Source organism: Macromonas bipunctata (assembly GCF_002837135.1).
Lineage (GTDB): Bacteria > Pseudomonadota > Gammaproteobacteria > Burkholderiales > Burkholderiaceae_C > Macromonas_A > Macromonas_A bipunctata.
In genome coordinates this window covers 59,112-77,259 of the sequence record NZ_NWBQ01000044.1, presented here as the reverse complement: position 1 = coordinate 77,259, position 18,148 = coordinate 59,112, and the positions used below count along the sequence as shown (strand labels likewise).

Below are 18,148 nucleotides of genomic sequence, written 5' to 3'. Positions count from 1 at the left end.
GGTTTCGGGCTCGGGGTAGTCGTGGTACTCGGTGGCGGGCTCGGGCACGGGCTCAGGCGGCTGGTGGGCGGTGTCGGGGCCGCTGGCGGGCACGCTGACGTGGCGCACCGGCCCCGGGCGCGGGCGCAGGCGGCGCGGCAGGTACCAGCGGTCGTACAGCACAAGGCCAGCAATCAGGGCCCCGCCCAATATGAACAGGCCAGTCATCAAAGAGTTGAACTCCATCGGTCTTCTTTCTGTGGGGTGCGGCGGTGGTGGCGGCGGGCTCAGGCGCTGGGCGTCCAGCCACGGGCGGTTTCCATGTCCACGGCCACCATGCGCGAAACGCCTTGCTCCTGCATGGTGACACCAATCAATTGTTGTGCCATTTCCATCGCGATCTTGTTGTGGCTGATGAAGAGGAACTGGGTCTCGCGGCTCATCTGGGTCACCAGGCGGGCGTAGCGCTCGGTGTTGCTGTCGTCCAGCGGCGCGTCCACCTCGTCAAGCAGGCAAAACGGCGCCGGGTTGAGCTGGAAGATGGCAAACACCAGCGCAATGGCGGTCAGGGCTTTCTCGCCGCCCGAGAGCAGGTGGATGGTCTGGTTCTTCTTGCCGGGCGGCTGCGCCAGCACCTGCACGCCGGTGTCGAGGATTTCGTCGCCCGTCATCACCAGCCGGGCCTGACCACCGCCAAACAGTTCGGGGAACATGCGGCCAAAGTGCTGGTTGACGGTGTCGAAGGTGTGGCCCAGCAGCTGGCGCGTTTCGGCGTCGATCTTGGCGATCGCGTCCTCTAGCGTGCGCATGGCGTCGTGCAGGTCGGTGGACTGTTCGCTCAGGAACTGCTGGCGTTCGCGCGCGGCGGCCAGTTCGTCCAGCGCGGCCAGGTTGACGGCGCCCAGGGCGGCCATGTCGCGCTGGCAGCGGTCAATCTCGGCTTGCAAGCCCTGCAGGCGGATGCCGTCCTGCTCGATGCTGGTGGCCAGCGCGTCGAGGTCGGCCCCGGCTTCGGCCAGGCGCTGGGCGTATTGCTCCAGCCCGAGCTGGGCGGCTTGCTCCTGCAGCTGGCATTCGGTGATGCGAGCGCGCAGGGGTTCGAGCTCGCGCTCCAGCGTCTGGCGGCGTTCGTCGGTGGCGCGCAGTTGCACGGTCAGTGCGTCGTAGCGGCTGCGCTGCGCGGCCAGATCGCGTTCGCGCTGCAGCTTGGCGTCGAGTGCGGCCTGCAACCCGCCCTGGGCGGCGGCGTCGGACAAGCGCGCCAGTTCATCGTGCGCGCGTTGGGTGTCGTCGGCCAGGGTGCGCTGTTGCTGGGTGGCGGTATCGGCGGCGCGCTGCAGCTCAAGGCGGCGCGCGTCCAGGCTGCGCTGGGCAAAGGCGCTTTCCTGCGCCTGGCGCTCCAGGGTGCGCAGTTGTTCGCGCGCCTGGGTCAGGCGGCGTTCGGCGCTGGTGACGGCGTCGTCCAGCGCCAGCTGCTGTGCCTGCTGGGCGGTGAGCTGGTGTTCGAGTTCGTCGAGCTGCGCTTCGGCCTCCAGGCCACGTTCCTGCAGGGCTTCGAGCTGGTGTTCGAGTTCGGCCAGCTCTTGCGCGAGCTGGGCGTTGCGTTCGCGCCCCTGGGCGTCGAGCTGGGCCAGGCGCTGGGCGTCGAGTTCGGCGCGGTGCAGGCGTTGCTGGGCGTCGGTGGCGGCGCGCCGAGCCTGGGCGAGTTGCTGTTGCAGCTCGGTGCAGGTGGCTTCGGTGCGCTGGAGCTGGCGGCTGGCTTCCTCGTGCAGCAGGGTCTGGGCGCGCTGCTGCTTGTCGAGGTTGTCGATGTCATGCGCGCGCGCCAGCAGGCCGGCCTGGGCGTTGTCGGGGGCGTAGAAACCGACGTGGTAGCGGCCCACGGCGTGGCCTTCGGGCGTGAACAGGGTGTGGCCGGGCTGGAGCTGGGGTTGCAGCGCCAGCGCGTCGGCCAGCGTGGCCACGGTGTGGCAGCCGTGCAGCCAGTGCGCCAGCAGGCCGTGCAAGGTGGCGTCGTGCAGGCGCAGCTGGCGCGCCAGGGGCAGCGCGCCGGGCAGGTGGTCGGGGGCCAGCGGTGGCGGCGCATCGGGCGCGTGAAAGAAGGCGAGCTTGGCCGGGGGGGCGTCGCTGGCCAGCGCGGCCACTTGCGCCCAGGCCGACACCGGCAGCGCGCCCATGCGCTCGCGCAGGGCGGCCTCGAGCGCGTTTTCCCAACCGGGTTCCACCTGCAGCTGGCGCCACAGCGCGGGCAGGTCGTGCAGGCCGTGGCGCTGCAGCCAGGGTTGCAGCTTGCCGTCGGTCTGCACCTGCTGCTGCAGCGCTTGCAGGGCCTGCAGGCGGGCGGACACGTCGGCCAGGGTCTGGTGTTCGTGCGTGACGCGGGCCTGGGCGGCGCGGCGCTGGGCTTCGGCGTCGGTTTGCTGGACTTGCAGCGCCTCCAGGCGGGCCTGGGCGGTGGCGTGTTCGTGCTGCGCATCTTGCGCCTGTTGCGCAGTCTGGGCCAGCGCGGCGGCGTCGGGCAGGCGCAGGGTGGCGCGGTCGTGGCTCAGGCGCGCGTGGCGCTGGCGCAGCTGGCGGTCTTGTTCCTGCAGGCCACGCTGTTCGGCCGCCAGCACGTGCCGGGTTTGCTGGATTTGGGCCGCACCGTGGCGCTGTTGCTGGGCACGGCCTTGGGCCTGGCGCAGGGCGTCTTCCAGTTCGGGCAGGCGATCGGCCTGTTCCTCGTGCTGGGCCTGCAGCAGTTCGTGCTGTTCGCTGGTGCTGGCGGCGGTTTCGGCCAGGGTGTCGAGCTCGGCCAGAGCTGCCTCCTGGCGCGCGGCCCAGTCCTGTTGCTGGGCCTGCAGTTGCAGCAGGCGCTGCTGCACGCGCTGGCGGCCTTCCACCACGTAGCGGATTTCGGCCTCCAGCCGCGCCACCTCGGCCCCGGCCTCGTAGAGCTGGCCCTGGGCCTGGTTCACGCCCTCGCCCGCGTCGTAGTGGGCCTGGCGCAGGGTCTCGAGTTCGGCCTCCACGCGGCGCAGGTCGGCCAGACGGGCCTCCAGCGCGTTCACAGCCTCACGGCCGGCGGCCTGCACCTGGGCCAGCTCGGCGGCGGCGTCGCGGCGTTTGAGCCACCACAGTTGCTGCTGGCGCAAGGTGGCGCGCGTCTGCAGCGCGTGGTAGCGGCTGGCCACCTCGGCCTGTTGCTCCAGCTTAGCCAACTGGCCATTGAGTTCGCGCAGGATGTCTTCCACGCGGGTCAGGTTGTCGCGCGTGTCGGCCAGGCGGTTGGCGGTCTCGCGGCGGCGCTCCTTGTACTTGGACACGCCCGCCGCCTCCTCCAGGAACAGGCGCAGCTCCTCGGGGCGGCTCTCGATGATGCGGCTGATGGTGCCCTGGCCGATGATGGCGTAGGCGCGCGGCCCCAGCCCGGTGCCCAGGAACACGTCCTGCACGTCGCGGCGGCGCACCGCCTGCTGGTTGATGTAGTAGGTGCTGGTGCCGTCGCGCGTGAGCACGCGCTTGACGGCGATCTCGGCGTACTGGTTCCACTGGCCACCGGCGCGCTGGCTGGCGTTGTCGAACACCAGCTCCACGCTGGCGCGGCTGGCGGGCTTGCGCGTGGTGGTGCCGTTGAAGATCACGTCCTGCATCGACTCGCCGCGCAGTTCGCTGGCCTTGGACTCGCCCAGCACCCAGCGCACGGCGTCCATGATGTTGGACTTGCCGCAGCCATTGGGGCCGACCACGCCCACCAGCTGGCCCGGCAGGTGCAGCGTGGTGGGTTCGGCAAACGACTTGAAGCCTGAAAGTTTGAGGGTATGGAGGCGCACAGGACGGAAACAGCGGTATCGGGCCGCCAACGGACGGCAAAAGTGCCATAGTGTAGTGGCGCCACCGCCGCAAACACCGATAATGGCGCCCCAGACCGGCCCGGTCGCGCCCGATTCACGCCCATTGCCCATGCCCCTGCCACCCCCTCCGCTGTCCGACCACCACGTTTTGCTGATCGACGACATGGCGCCCATGCGCGGGCTGCTGCGCGAGCAGCTGACCACGCTCAACATCAAGTACGTGGTGCCCGCCAGCTCGGGCGAGGAGGCGCTCAACAAACTGCGCGCCGAAAAATTCCACCTGGTGGTGTGCGACTACAACCTGGGGCGCGGCCCCAACGGCCAGCAGGTGCTGGAACAGGCCAAGGAGCAAGGCCTGCTGCCCTCGTCCACGGTCTGGATCATGGTGACGGCCGAGAGCGGGCACAACCTGGTCTCGGTGGCCGCCGACGACGCGCCCGACGACTACATCATCAAGCCCTTTTCCAGCAAGGTGCTGCTGGAGCGCTTCCAGCGCGCGCTGGCCAAGCGCCAGGCGCTGCAGCCGTTCTACGACGCGCTCGACCACGGCCAGGTCGAGGCCGCACTGCAGGCCGCCAGCGCCATCTACGACGCGCGCGGCCCGTTCCACATTGAGGCCGCCAAGCAAAAGGGCAAGCTGCTGCTGCGCAAGGAACGCTTTGGCGAGGCGCTGGCGCTCTACGACGACCTGCTGGCCCAGCACTCCGACCTGCCCTTTGCCCAGCTGGCGCGCGCGCGCGCCCTCAAGGGCCTGGGCGAGCTGGCCGCCGCCGAAGGCGTGGCGCTGGAGCTGCGCGCGCAGTACCCCGACCTGATTGGCGCCTGCGACCTGCTGGTGGACATCTTCGAGGCCACGGGCCGCCCCGAGCAGGCCCTGGCCGTGGCGCAGCAGGCCGCCGACATCATCCCGTCAGGGCGGCGCAACCTGTCCATCGGCAAGAAGGCGCTGGCCATCGGCGACACCGAGACCGCCTTCGAGGCCTTCAGCAAGGCCTCCAGCCACAGCGCGCTGCCCACGCAGGCCCGCATCGAGGACGTGGCCACGCTGCTGCAGGCCTACATCCACCACGACAACCCCAGACGCGCGCTGGAGCTGCTGCCCGCCTACCGCGAACAGTTCAAGGGCGACGCCGCCGCGCGCCTGGTGCTGATCGCCATCGAGGCCCAGGCCCAGCTCTGGCAGCACCGCAACGCCGACAGCGAGCCGCTGCTGCAGCAACTGACCAGCGAGCTCGACCGCGTGCCGCTGGACACCGAGGCCAAGATGGTGTGCCTGACCGCCTTCTGCATGGCGGCGCAGGAGCCCGAGGCCGAGCGCCTGACGCAGGAGCTCACGCGCGACTTTCACGCCGAGCCAATCCACCTCAAGCAAATCCGCACCAGCGCCGACCACACGCCACTCAAGGCCAAGATTGAGCTGCTGGTGGACAAGACCGCGCACGCCTTTGCCGACGAGCTCAAGCAGACCGTGGGCATGCTTATTAACCAGGGGGCACAAGCCGCGCTGGACCGCGTCAACCGGCTGCTGGAGCAAGCGCCGCACAACCCGTCGGTGCACATGCTCAAGGTGCAGTGCCTGATCCGGCTGCTGGCCGCCACCGACCGCCCGGTGCAGCTGGCCGCCTACGCCGAGGCCGTGAACTACCTGGTGGCGCTCAAGGCCATCAGCACCGACCTGACCGCCCTGGCCAAGTACCTGCCCACCCTGGGCGCCGCCATGAAAAAAGCCCGGGACGCCTGAACACCTATGATGGAACACACCGCTTTTCTGGCCTGGGTCCACGACCTGAAGAACCACCTGGCCGTGATCGAGGAAGAACTCGAGACCGCCTGCGACCACCACGCCAGCCCCGAGGCCAAGGCCCACATGCTGCGCGCGCGCGAACAGACCGCCGCCGTGCTGCGCAACCTCACCGGGCAACTCGTCACGGCCAAGGCGCGCGCGGGCAAGCTGCACGCCATGTCGGACTACGCCATGCTGGCCGAAACGCTGGACGAGGCGGTGGCGCTGGCGCGCCTGTTTGCGCCGCAGGGCGTGACCATCGAGGTGCTGCCCGGCAACGCTCCGGCGGGCTGGTTCTTTGACCGCGACCTGGTGCGCCTGGCGCTGGACGCCAGCCTGCACAACGCCTGCAAGTTCGCACACCAGCGCGTGCAGTTGCAGGCCCTCACGGTGCCCGAAGGGCTGTGCCTGCAAATTGCCAACGACCTACCGCCTGACCACAGTGACACCCCTGATCACGACCGCCACAGCACCGGCCTGGGGCTGAGTGTGTGCGAGGCCGTGGCCGCCGCGCACCACAACAAGGGCCAGCACGGCTGCACCCGACTGGAACTCAACACCGACCAGGCCGTGTTTTCGCTGATCCTGCCCTGAACCTTGCCTCCACCTCCACGCCATGAACCCCCTGCTTTCCCGCCTGCAACCCTACCCGTTTGAACGCCTGCGCCAGTTGCTGGGCAGCGTCACACCCAACCCGGCCTACCGCCCCATCAGCTTGGGGATTGGTGAACCGCGTCATCCCACGCCCGCCTTGCTCAAGGACGCGCTGTGCGATGCCGTGCAAGCCCCGGCGGGCGGTCTGGCCACCTACCCCGCCACCGCTGGCACGCCCGAACTCAAGCAAGCCTGCGCCACCTGGGTGCAGCGCCGCTACGGCCTGACGCTCAACCCCGCCACGCAGATCCTGCCGGTGCTGGGCTCGCGCGAGGCGCTGTTTGCGCTGGCCCAAGTGGTTGTCAACCCACGCGCTTTTGCTGACCGGGCCGACGGCACCGAGCCAGTGGTGGTCTGCCCCAACCCGTTTTACCAAATTTACGAAGGCGCGGCGTACCTCTCAGGCGCACAACCGTGGTTTGCCCCCAGCGACCCAGCGCGCAACTTTGCGGTGGACTGGGCCAGCGTGCCCGAGCACATCTGGCAACGCACGCAACTGCTCTACACCTGCTCGCCGGGCAACCCCACCGGCGCGGTGATGCCGCTGGACGAGTGGCAGATGCTGTTCGAATTGAGCGATAAGTACGGCTTCGTCATCGCCTCGGACGAGTGTTACAGCGAAATCTACTTCCGCGACGAAGCCCCGCTGGGCGGCTTGGAAGCCGCTGCCAAGCTGGGCCGCAGCGACTTCAAGAACCTGATCGCGCTCACCAGCCTGTCCAAGCGCAGCAACGTCCCCGGCCTGCGCAGCGGCTTTGTGGCAGGCGATGCCGAACTGCTCAAGGCCTTCACGCTGTACCGCACCTACCACGGCAGCGCCATGAGCACCGTGATCCAAAGCGCCAGCGCCGCCGCCTGGCTCGATGAGCAGCACGTCATCGACAACCGCGCCCAATACCGCGCCAAATTTGCCGAGGTCACGCCCATCCTGGCCAGCGCCATGAACGTAGCCCTGCCCGATGCGGGTTTTTACCTCTGGGCCGAAGTGCCGCCCGCATTTGGCGGCACCACCGGCGGCAGCGACACCGACTTCGCACGGGCTTTGTACGCTCAATACAATGTCACTGTGTTGCCAGGCAGCTACCTGGCCCGCGAAGCGCAGGGCTTCAACCCCGGCGCGCAGCGCGTGCGCATGGCACTGGTGGCCGAAACCGCCGAATGTGCCGAAGCTGCCCGCCGCATCGTCCAATTCATCCAATCCCCCAACTGACAACAGCACCATGACCCAACAACTGCAACAAATCATCGACAACGCCTGGGACAACCGTACCCAGCTCTCGCCCGCCACCGCCCCAGCGGAAGTGCAAGAAGCCGTGGCACACGTCATCAACCAGCTCGACAGCGGCAAGCTGCGCGTGGCCACCCGCGAAGGTGTGGGCCAGTGGACCGTTCATCAGTGGATCAAGAAGGCTGTGCTGCTGTCCTTCCGCTTGAAAGACAACGAAGTCATTGCCGCAGGCGACTTGGGCTTTTACGACAAAGTGCCCACCAAGTTTGCCCACCTCAGCCCGCAAGAACTGGCTGCCACTGGCGTACGTGTGGTGCCCCCGGCTGTGGCCCGCCGTGGCAGTTTCGTCGCCAAGGGCGCGATTTTGATGCCGTCTTACGTCAACATCGGCGCTTATGTGGACGAAGGCACCATGGTGGACACGTGGGCCACCGTGGGCAGCTGTGCGCAAATTGGCAAGAACGTCCACCTCAGCGGTGGCGTGGGCATTGGCGGTGTGCTGGAGCCGTTGCAAGCCAACCCAACGGTGATCGAAGACAACTGCTTCATCGGCGCGCGTTCCGAGGTGGTGGAAGGCGTGATCGTCGAAGAACATTCCGTGCTGGGCATGGGCGTGTACCTGGGCCAAAGCACCCCGATTTTTGACCGCGCTACCGGCGAAATCAGCTATGGCCGCGTCCCCAGTGGCTCGGTGGTGGTCAGCGGCAACCTGCCCAAAACCGCCGCCAACGGCGCACCGTACAGCATGTACGCTGCCATCATCGTTAAACGCGTGGATGCGCAAACCCGCGCCAAGACCAGCATCAACGACCTGCTGCGCGACTGATTCCAGCGCCAGCCACTTGCCCACCCCGTTCACCCCGCAGCCAGAGGCCACGTATGTCCGGCAACATGGAAAAAATCCTGCGTTTGATGGCAGAACAGAAAGCGTCCGACGTGTACATGTCGGCCAACGCCCCCATCACCATCAAAATCAACGGGGTGTGCGTGCCGGTCAACACCCAACCGCTGCCCACCGACGGGGCCTTGCAATTGCTCAGCGAAGTGATTACGCCCGAGCAGGTGCAAGAGCTGAAAAACACGGGTGAACTCAACGTGGCGGTGCCCGTGGCGGGTGCCGGGCGATTCCGCATCAGCGCCATGCGCCAGCGCGGCAGCTACGCCGTCGTCATCCGCTTCATCAGCGTCGATATTCCCCCCATTGCATCGCTCAAAATACCCGAGGTGTTGCCCAAGCTCATCATGGCCAAACGCGGCTTGATGCTGGTGGTGGGGGCCACCGGCTCGGGCAAAAGCACCACGCTGGCGGCGCTGCTGGACCACCGCAACGAGAGCGTCTCCGGCCATATCTTGACCATCGAGGATCCGGTGGAATTTCTGTTCCACAACAAGAAATCTATCGTCAACCAGCGCGAGATCGGCACCGACACCGCCACACTGGAGATTGCGCTCAAAAATGCGCTGCGCCAAGCCCCCGATGTGATCCTGATTGGCGAAATTCGCGACCGCAGCACCATGTCGGCGGCCATTTCCTACGCCCAGTCCGGCCACCTGGTGTTGGCCACCATGCACGCCAACAACAGCTACCAAGCCCTCAACCGCATTCTCAACTTCTACCCAGTGGAAGTGCGCCCCTCCATGCTCAACGACCTGGCCTCGGCGCTCAACGCCATCGTCTCGCAACGCCTGCTGCGCACGGTGGATGGCAAACGCGCCCCAGCGGTGGAGGTGTTGGTCAACTCCCGTCTGACACGCGAACTGATCGAAAACGGTGACTTTTTTGGCGTGCGCGAGGCATTGGAAAAATCGATGTCAGAGGAATCACAGACCTTTGAGGCCGACATTGCGCGTCTGATCGTGTCCGGCCAAGTCAGCCGCGAGGAAGGCATTGCCTACGCCGATTCGCCCAACAACCTGATGTGGCGTTTGGAAAACGAGGCCGCCGCGCTGGCGGCCAAACACGCGGCCAGCACCAACGCGGACACCCCTGCTGGCCCCGGCGCTAACGCCGACAAAGCCCCGCTGTCGTTTGCCGACTTCACCCTGCCATCGCCACACTGAATCCCCCCTATGAACGCCACCCTGCGCCTGACCGAAGCCCTGATCGCCCGCCCCTCCGTCACCCCCGAAGACGCAGGCTGTTTGGAACTGATCACCCAACGCCTGCAACGGCTGGGTTTTGTGTGCGAACGCATGGACAGCGGCCCCGACACCTTCCGCGTCAGCAACCTGTGGGCCAAACGCCCCGGTGCCACGCCCAACGCACCCACACTGGTGTGGGCTGGCCACACCGACGTGGTGCCCACCGGCCCGCTGGAGCAATGGGACAGCCCACCCTTCACGCCCACCCACCGCGACGGCATGTTGTACGGACGCGGTGCCAGTGACATGAAAACCTCGCTGGCCGCGATGGTCGTCGCGTGCGAGGAATTCATCGCCGCACAACCCCAGCCCAACCTGAACATCGCTTTTTTGCTCACCAGCGACGAGGAAGGCCCCGGCGTGGACGGCACCGTGGTGGTATGCCGCGAATTGCAACGCCGGGGTGAACGGCTGGATTACTGCATCGTGGGGGAACCCACCTCGGTCGAACGCACGGGCGACATGATCAAAAATGGCCGCCGGGGCACCATGAGCGGCAAGCTCACCGTCCACGGCGTGCAAGGCCACATCGCCTACCCACACCTGGCGCGCAACCCCATCCACCTGCTGGCCCCTGCGCTGGCCGAACTGGTGGCCACGCGTTGGGACGACGGCAACGACTTCTTCCCCGCCACCACGTGGCAGGTCAGCAACATCCACGCCGGTACGGGTGCCAGCAACGTCATTCCCGGCACCGTGGTGGTCGATTTCAACTTCCGCTTCAGCACCGAAAGCACCGCCGACGGCCTGCAACAGCGCGTGGCCAACATCCTGGCCCGCCACGGCCTGCAAGCGGGCACCGACTACACCCTGAACTGGGTCGTGGGCGGCCTGCCCTTTTTGACCCGCCCCGGCACGCTGGTCGATGCGGTGTGCCGTGCCGTTCAGGCCGAAACAGGTCTCACCACCGAACTGTCCACCACCGGCGGCACCAGCGACGGGCGCTTCATCGCGCAAGTCTGCCCGCAGGTGATTGAACTGGGCCCGCCCAACGCCACCATCCACAAGATCAACGAATGCGTGGCGCTGGCCGACATCGAGCCGCTAAAAAACATTTACCGGCGTGTGCTGGAAAACCTCGCCACTCAGCGCGTGTAACTGGACAACTTGAACACCGAGACGGTCTTGACCAGATCGTCCGCTTGTTGCTTCAAGCTGTTGGCTGCCGAAGCCATTTCTTCCACCAGCGTGGCATTTTGCTGGGTGGTTTCGTCCATGTGCGTAATCGCTTCACCAATTTGACGCACGCCCGCACTTTGCTCGTGGCTGGCGTTGCTGATTTCGCGCATCAGTGAAGTCACGCGCTGAATTTCAGCAATCGCCCGTTGCATGCTGACCCCGGCCTGCTCCACCAGCACGCCACCTTGTTTGATTTGGCCCACGCTGTCGGTGATAAGGTTTTTGATCTCTTTGGCCGCCTGGGCCGAGCGGCCCGCCAAGGCGCGCACCTCGCTGGCCACCACGGCAAAGCCACGCCCGTTTTCGCCCGCACGTGCGGCTTCCACCGCTGCGTTCAGCGCCAGAATGTTGGTTTGGAAAGCGATGCCATCGATCACGCTGATGATTTCCGCAATTTGGTTGCTGCTGGCTTCAATGCCCTTCATGGTGTGGACCACTTGTTGCACCACCTCGCCGCTGTCCACCACCACCCGGCTGGCATCTTGTGCCAAGTAGTTGGCCGTTTGCGCGTGGTCGGCGTTGATTTTGACCGTGCTGCCCAACTCTTCCATCGAGGCGGCGGTTTGCTCCAGCGCGCTGGCCTGGCTTTCGGTGCGGTGGCTCAGGTTTTGGTTACCCTGGGCAATTTCAGCACTGGCCAAGGCCACGCTTTCCGAGCCAGTGCGCACCGTCAACACCACACGGGTCAAGCCTTCGCCGATGCTGTTCATGGCGTGCAGCAGTTCACCAATTTCATCGTGACGCGATTCGGCCAAATGGCCCGACAAATCGCCCGCTGCCAGCGTCTGGGCCACGGCACAAGCCTGTCCAATCGGCAACACGATCATGCGGCGGATGAACACAAACCATGCCGCCGCCAGCAACGCCACCGCCAGCAACCCCAACCCGGCAAACCACAGGATCAACTGGCGCGCCTGCGCGGTGTATTCCTCCACGTAGGTACCGGCGGCAATCACCCAGTCCCAATCGGGGTAATGCGCATAAGCCGCCAACTTGCGCCGAGGCGCTGTTTCATTGGAACCAGCGTTCATCCAGTTGTAGTACAGCGTACCGTTTTTTTGTTCCAGCATGGTACGGATGAACAATTGGCCATCGGCATCCTGCACATCCAACAGGTTTTTACCTTCCGATACTGGATGCACCACCAATGTGCCCAAATTTTTGCCGGGTTTGGCATCCAGAATGTAGTAATAACCGGACGTGCCCACTGTGAGTTTTTTGATCGATTCCTTCAAATGCGCAAAAAACTCCGAAAAATCCAACCCAATGAACAAAATGCCCACCACTTGGCCGCTCGCATCGCGGATGGGGTCGTAGCGCGTCGTGTAACGGCGGCCAAACAACGTGGCCATGCCCATGTAAGACTCGCCACGGCTGACTTTTTGGTAGCCTGGATGCGCCCGGTCTAACACGGTGCCCACGGCACGTTCACCTTGCTCGTTTTTGACCGAAGTGGTGACACGCACAAAATCATCGCCATCCTTGACAAACACCGTGGCCACTGCCCCCGTGTTGGCGGTAAAGCTGTCCACTGCGGGATAATTCAAGTTGAGGGCCACGCCATTCAACTGGAGCACCGGCACTGACTTGTCTTTGATCTGCACCTGGTTGCCGGTGGCCACAAAATCGCCCGACAAGCTGCGGGAGAAACTTTGGGCCAAAAATTCGGTGCGCCGGTACAGATCGGTGTGGCTGGCCTGCAAAAATCCCACCAACATTTGCAGGTTTTGGCCCAGCTCGTCCTCCGCCCTTTTTTCGATGTTTTTGGAAACAAAAAATCCGATCAAGCCGATTAAAACCGCCAACACAATGGATACCAACACAAAGTTGGTCAATGCCAGCTTTTGCCCCAACCCGAGGTTTTGGTATTTTTTTGTCTGTGACATGTTGTTTGTGTGATTCTTGGTGTTTTTTGGTTAACTTTCCATGCTATCACAAGATCGACACAAACGCAAAAGTGAAATAATTATGCAAACCGATACCCGTACCACCTTATTTGCGCTGTTGCAGCAAGCCCACACGCGCTTGGAAGGCGCAGCATTGGCTTACGGCCACGGCACCACCAACGCCCACGACGAAGCCGCCTGGCTGGTGCTGTGGCAGCTGGGCTTGCCGCTGGACAGCGACCTGGATGCACTGGCCGACCAGCCCGTCAGTGCCGAGCAGCACGCCGCCGTCCAGGCCCTCATCGAGCGCCGCATCACCACACGCCAGCCTGCGGCCTACCTGACGCGCCAGGCTTGGCTGCAAGGCGTGCCGTTTTATGTGGACGAGCGCGTCATCGTGCCGCGCAGCTTTATTGCCGAACTGATTGCCAACGCCGAAGGGGCCGAGTCCATCGACCCGTGGCTGGGCGCGCACACCCACCGCGTGCTGGACTTGTGTACCGGCAACGGCAGCTTGGCGGTGCTGGCGGCACTGGCGTGGCCCGAAGTCACGGTCGATGCCGCCGACATCTCGCCCGACGCGCTGGCCGTGGCCCGCATCAACGTGGAGCAACACGGCTTGCAAGAGCGCATTCGGCTGCTGGAGTCCGACGGCTGGGCCAAGCTGCCCGAACGCTACGACTTGATCCTGTGCAACCCGCCCTATGTCAGCCGCACCGGCATGGACGCGCTGCCGCCCGAGTACCGCGCCGAGCCGCTGATCTCGCTCGACGGCGGCCTGCAAGGCGGCCACGACGGCATGGACTTTGTGCGCCATCTGCTGGCCCACGCGCTGGCGCACATGAACGAACACGCGGTGCTGGTGCTGGAAATCGGCAACGAACGCGAACACTTCGAGCGCGCTTTCCCGACCCTGCTGGCCTACTGGCCCGAGACCACCTCGGGCGAAGGCCCGGTGCTGCTGCTCACCCACGAAGCCCTGAGCGACTGGGCTGCCACCCAAGGGGTGCTGGCATGATCACCTTGCGCAACGTCACCCTGCGCCGGGGCACCAAAGTCGTGCTCGACAGCGCCAGCGCCACCCTCAACCCCGGTGAAAGCATAGGCTTGGTGGGGCGCAATGGCGCGGGCAAATCCAGCCTGTTTGCGCTGCTGCTGGGCCAATTGCACGAAGACAGCGGCGACTTTGCGTGGCCACGCACGTGGGAAGTGGCCCAAGTGGCCCAGAACATGCCCGAAACCGAGCAACCCGCCACCGCCTTTGTGGTGGAAGGCGACACCCGTTTGCTGGCCGCACAACAAGCGGTACACCAGGCGGAAGCCAGTGGCAACGGCGAGGACATGGCCCACGCCTACACCGCGTTGCACGACGCAGGTGCCCACGATGCCCCGGCGCGCGCACAGGCGTTGCTGCTGGGGCTGGGCTTTCAGGTCAACGAGTTGGATCGGCCCGTCAACAGCTTTTCGGGCGGCTGGCGCATGCGGCTGCAACTGGCGCGCGCGCTGATGTGCCCCAGCGACTTGCTGCTGCTGGACGAACCCACCAACCACCTGGACTTGGACGCTCTGGTGTGGCTGGAAAGCTGGCTCAAACGCTACACCGGCACCTTGCTCGTCATCAGCCACGACCGCGAATTTCTGGACGCGGTCACGCAAGTCACGCTGCACATCGACCAGGGCAAACTCACGCGCTACGGCGGCAACTACAGCCGCTTTGAGGACATGCGCGCCGAACAGATGAGCCAGCAGCAGGCCGCGTTCTCGCGCCAGCAGGACAAAATCGCGCACCTGCAAAAGTTCATCGACCGCTTCAAGGCCAAGGCCACCAAAGCCAAACAAGCCCAAAGCCGGGTCAAGGCGCTGGAGCGCATGGAAAAAATCGCCCCGGTGCTGGCCGAGGCCGAATTCCAGCTCGAATTCGACGAACCGGCGCAACTGCCCAACCCCATGTTGAGCTTGCGCGAAGCCGCGTTTGGCTACCGCACCAGCGATGGCACCGCCACCACCATCGTGCACAACGTCACCCGCTCGGTGCTGGCCGGACAACGGCTGGGCATCCTGGGGGCCAACGGCCAGGGCAAGTCCACCTTCGTCAAGACCGTGGCGCACGCGCTGCCACTGCTGACCGGGCACATCACCGAAGGCAAAGGCCTCAACATCGGCTACTTTGCCCAGCAAGAACTGGACGTGCTGCGCCCCGACGACACCCCGCTGGCCCACATGATCCGGCTGGCGCGCGACACCGAGACCGCCGGTGCCCTGAGCGGCCAAGCCACCCGCGAACAAGATTTGCGCAACTTCCTCGGGCGCTTCCAGTTCAGCGGTGACATGGTGGCGCAAGCCGTGGGCAGCATGAGCGGTGGCGAAAAAGCCCGTCTGGTGCTGTGCATGATCGTCTGGCAGCGCCCCAACCTGCTGCTGTTGGACGAACCCACCAACCACCTCGACTTGGCCACCCGCGAGGCGCTGGCCATGGCGCTGAACGAATTTGAGGGCACTGTGATGCTGGTCAGCCACGACCGCGCGCTGCTGCGCTCGGTCTGCGACGAGTTCTGGCTGGTCTCGCACGGCGGCATCGCCCCGTTCGATGGCGATCTGGACGACTACCAGCGTTACCTGCTGGACGTGGCCAAACAAAAGCGCGAGGCGGTGTCGGCCCAAGCCGCGCAGAGCAAGGCCAGCTCCACCAGTGGCAGCGGCAATGGCAACGCAGCCAGCGACGCGGTGCGCGCGTCCACACCCACCGTCAATCCGGCGGAACAGCGCCGTCTCGATGCCCAACGCCGCCAGCAACTGGCCGAAAAAACCAAACCCTGGAAAAAAGAACTCGCTGCGCTGGAGCAACGCATGGCCGCGCTCGATGCCGAAGACCAGGCACTGCAACAACGCCTGCTCGAACCCCTGCTCGGCAGCGAAATGGCCGAAATCGGCAAACGCCTCAAGGCGCTGGCCACCGAAAAGGAAAGCACCGAAGAACGCTGGTTGGAAGTCTCCGAAGCCATTGAACAGATCGAAACCACCGCCGCCTGAGCAACTCCAGCCGACATCAACCCAACGCAGGCACCGGCCCAGTAGCGGGCACTTGCGCCAACGCGGGGCAAAACGGCTGCGGACAGGCCACTTGCCCCTGGTAAGGACACCCCGGTGTGTCGCACAGGGGTGGCGCCTTGCCGCCAGGGTCGGGGTGACGCTGGGGGCGCTCCGCCGCCAACAGCTGCGCCTGCTGCAACCACGGATCGCTCACACTGCGCGGCTGGAACACGTCGCGCCCGCCGTAGCTGGACGGCCAGTCGCGCGGCGGCCCCAGCTCCAACCACAACAGGGCACTCACGGCGGGCGCATCGGCCATCTGCAGCACCAGCGCCCACACCCCTGCGCTGACCAGCGTCTTGTCGGGCGCCACCAGCAACGGGCCAGCCCCCGCGTTGGCGGTGCCGGTGCCCGCGGCGCTGCTGATCCGTGGCGATTCTGAAAAAGGTAACAGCCAGCCGCTGCGTTGCAGTGCCTGCGCGTGCTGCTGCACCCACGCCAGCGGCAGGCGCAGGGTCAACAGCACGCTGTGCAGGCCATCGGGGGTCTTGAGCTGGGCGTGCTGCGTCCAGCCTGCGTGCAAGGGGGGCAACGCGGCCTGCCCGGCGGGCGCGGCACCGTGCGGCAGCGGTTCGGCCTTGCCATCGGCCACCGCCACCAGCGCCTGCCACAGGGGCGCGGGCCAGGGCTGCATCCCCAGCAGGCGCAGGCCCGCCGCTGCGCCGTCGGCACGGGGTGGCGCGGTGCCTGCCGCCTCCAGCACGGCATCCTGCACCGGCGGCTGTGGTGCAACCAGCCCCTCCAGCAGGCCTGCACCGGACTTGCCCTTGCTGGCCGCCGGGCTACCCGGGCCAGACGTCGCCGCGGCCCGACCGGACGCCAGCGCCGCCCCCGCTGCAGACACCACGCCAGACGTCAATACAGGCGCAGGCCACACCGCTTGTAACAGGCGCTCGGTGGCCGCCAGCACCGGCGGTGGCACCCCCTGCGTGGGCCACGGCGGCAACAACGGCCCCGTGTGCTGGGCCACGGCGCCCCCGGCCTGCGTGGGCGCCGCCAGCTGCGGCTGCGACGACCAGCCGCCCACGCCCGCCCCCACCGCAGCCCCCGGTGGCACACCCGCCGTTCCCGTCGCCGCACCGGCGGTAGAAGCCGACCCCGGCGCCACCTGCTGCAACCACTGCCGCAACTGCGGCGACAGCAACTCCAGCACCCCGGCCCGCGCGGGCAGCGGCAAACCCGTGGCCGGGGGCAGCGGCACCGCCGCATCGGGCAAGGCAAATGCGGGCGGCAACGCAGCAGCGTCCGACTCTGCCGTCAACGCGGCACCACCGCCCGAGGCCACCGCCAACAACTGTCCCTGCCGCTGCAACGCCAATTGCGCTGTGGACAACGCCGTGCCCGCCGCTGCCGCCCCCGGCATGGCCACCCCCACCCCACCGCCACCCGGCGGAACCGACGAAATAGTCATTAAACTCTACCCCCGCCGCCGCTCCACGGCGGTGTTGCAAAGGAAACCCGTGTTCAAAAACGCAATCATTTACCGCATCGGCGCCGGCTGGTCGGCCACGGTAGAAGACATGGAAGACGCGCTGGCCCAGGCGCCCTTTATACCCTGTGGCGCCACGCAGGAACAATCCCTGGGCTGGCTGCCCCCGCGCGGCGACAAACACACCGCGCTGGTAGAGCTCGTCGGCGGCCAGCGCATCCTGCGCTTCATGCTCGAGAGCAAGTCCGTGCCCGGCTCGGTGGTCAAGCGCCACCTCGAGGAACGCATCGCCCAGATCGAAGCCACCACCGGGCGCAAACCCGGCCGCAAGGAAAGCCGCGAGCTGCGCGACGATCTGGTACACGAACTGCTGCCGATGGCCTTTGCCAAGAGCAGCAGCGTGCTGGTCTGGCTCGACCTCCAGGCGCAGCTGCTGGTGCTCGACACCGCCAGCCAGAGCAAGGCCGACGCCGTCACCACCGCGCTCACGCAAGCCTGCCCCGGCCTGCACCTGAGCCTGCTCAACACCCAAGTGGCCCCACAAGCGGCCATGACCCAGTGGCTCAGCGGCACCCCCGACGACTGGCCCGACCATTTTGCACCGGGCCACGAGGTCGAACTCAAATCCACCGATGCCATGCAATCGGTGGTCAAGTTCACGCGCCACCACCTAGAAGACGAGGAAATGCGCCGCCACATCGCGCAGGGCAAACTCCCCACCAAACTGGCGCTGGATTGGGAAGGCCGCGTCGGCCTGGTGCTGACCGAAGGGCTGCAGCTGCGCAAGATCACCTTCCTCGACGGCGTGGTGGACACGCACGCCAGCGCCCAGGACGCCAGCGGCTTTGACGCCGACGTGGCCATCGCCACCGGCGAACTCGGCCCGCTGATTACCGACCTGATCGCCGCGCTGGGCGGCGAGCTGCTGGCCTGATCCACCCGCCC

Annotated in this window: 13 protein-coding genes; 9 read left to right on the top strand and 4 right to left on the bottom strand. The window is 66.1% G+C overall.

The window, feature by feature from the left end; translation table 11 throughout:
* A partial coding sequence (locus tag CON76_RS06965) for a hypothetical protein (RefSeq protein WP_205758199.1) occupies positions 1 to 207 on the bottom strand: 207 nt, incomplete at its 3' end.
* Between the two features lie 59 nt (positions 208 to 266).
* Positions 267 to 3,791, bottom strand: a complete 3,525-nt coding sequence (gene smc / locus CON76_RS06960; protein WP_101102642.1) for a chromosome segregation protein SMC — start codon at positions 3,789 to 3,791, stop codon at positions 267 to 269.
* A gap of 130 nt (positions 3,792 to 3,921) precedes the next feature.
* On the opposite strand from smc, the gene CON76_RS06955 reads away from it, so the two are divergent.
* From CON76_RS06955 to dapE, 6 genes are all read left to right on the top strand, one after another.
* Positions 3,922 to 5,553, top strand: coding sequence for a response regulator (locus CON76_RS06955; protein ID WP_169929006.1), 1,632 nt, complete (start codon positions 3,922 to 3,924; stop codon positions 5,551 to 5,553).
* 6 nt (positions 5,554 to 5,559) lie between these two features.
* On the top strand, positions 5,560 to 6,189 hold the full coding sequence (locus CON76_RS06950) for a sensor histidine kinase (RefSeq protein WP_145995367.1): 630 nt from the start codon (positions 5,560 to 5,562) through the stop codon (positions 6,187 to 6,189).
* 22 nt (positions 6,190 to 6,211) lie between these two features.
* A complete protein-coding gene (gene dapC / locus CON76_RS06945) occupies positions 6,212 to 7,459 on the top strand; it encodes a succinyldiaminopimelate transaminase (RefSeq protein ID WP_101102639.1) in 1,248 nt (415 codons plus the stop codon).
* A gap of 10 nt (positions 7,460 to 7,469) precedes the next feature.
* Positions 7,470 to 8,303, top strand: coding sequence for a 2,3,4,5-tetrahydropyridine-2,6-dicarboxylate N-succinyltransferase (gene dapD, locus CON76_RS06940; protein WP_101102638.1), 834 nt, complete (start codon positions 7,470 to 7,472; stop codon positions 8,301 to 8,303).
* A 65-nt stretch (positions 8,304 to 8,368) separates the two neighbouring features.
* Complete coding sequence (locus tag CON76_RS06935) at positions 8,369 to 9,538, top strand: PilT/PilU family type 4a pilus ATPase (protein WP_240592797.1); 1,170 nt, start codon at positions 8,369 to 8,371, stop codon at positions 9,536 to 9,538.
* Positions 9,539 to 9,547: 9 nt separating this feature from the next.
* Positions 9,548 to 10,717 (top strand): succinyl-diaminopimelate desuccinylase, encoded by a 1,170-nt coding sequence (dapE, locus tag CON76_RS06930; RefSeq protein WP_101102636.1) that lies wholly within the window; start codon positions 9,548 to 9,550, stop codon positions 10,715 to 10,717.
* Here dapE and CON76_RS06925 read toward each other — a convergent pair.
* Positions 10,705 to 12,684 carry a methyl-accepting chemotaxis protein gene (locus CON76_RS06925; protein WP_101102635.1) on the bottom strand — a complete coding sequence of 660 codons (1,980 nt, stop codon included), beginning with the start codon at positions 12,682 to 12,684 and terminating at the stop codon, positions 10,705 to 10,707. The genes dapE and CON76_RS06925 overlap by 13 nt on opposite strands.
* Positions 12,685 to 12,766: 82 nt before the next feature.
* Here CON76_RS06925 and prmB point away from each other — a divergent pair, with 82 nt between their 5' ends.
* Both prmB and CON76_RS06915 read left to right on the top strand, forming a co-directional pair.
* Positions 12,767 to 13,702, top strand: a complete 936-nt coding sequence (gene prmB / locus CON76_RS06920) for a 50S ribosomal protein L3 N(5)-glutamine methyltransferase (RefSeq protein ID WP_101102634.1) — start codon at positions 12,767 to 12,769, stop codon at positions 13,700 to 13,702.
* The gene (locus CON76_RS06915) at positions 13,699 to 15,714 is read left to right on the top strand and encodes an ABC-F family ATP-binding cassette domain-containing protein (RefSeq protein ID WP_101102633.1); all 2,016 of its coding nucleotides are present in this window, start codon (positions 13,699 to 13,701) and stop codon (positions 15,712 to 15,714) included. Before prmB ends, CON76_RS06915 begins: the two co-directional genes overlap by 4 nt.
* Before the next feature lie 16 nt (positions 15,715 to 15,730).
* On the opposite strand, the gene CON76_RS06910 is transcribed toward CON76_RS06915, so the two are convergent.
* The gene (locus CON76_RS06910; protein ID WP_145995366.1) at positions 15,731 to 17,185 is read right to left on the bottom strand and encodes a hypothetical protein; all 1,455 of its coding nucleotides are present in this window, start codon (positions 17,183 to 17,185) and stop codon (positions 15,731 to 15,733) included.
* 49 nt (positions 17,186 to 17,234) lie between these two features.
* On the opposite strand from CON76_RS06910, the gene CON76_RS06905 reads away from it, so the two are divergent.
* Complete coding sequence (locus CON76_RS06905; protein WP_240592795.1) at positions 17,235 to 18,137, top strand: recombination-associated protein RdgC; 903 nt, start codon at positions 17,235 to 17,237, stop codon at positions 18,135 to 18,137.
* Positions 18,138 to 18,148 lie beyond the last annotated feature (11 nt).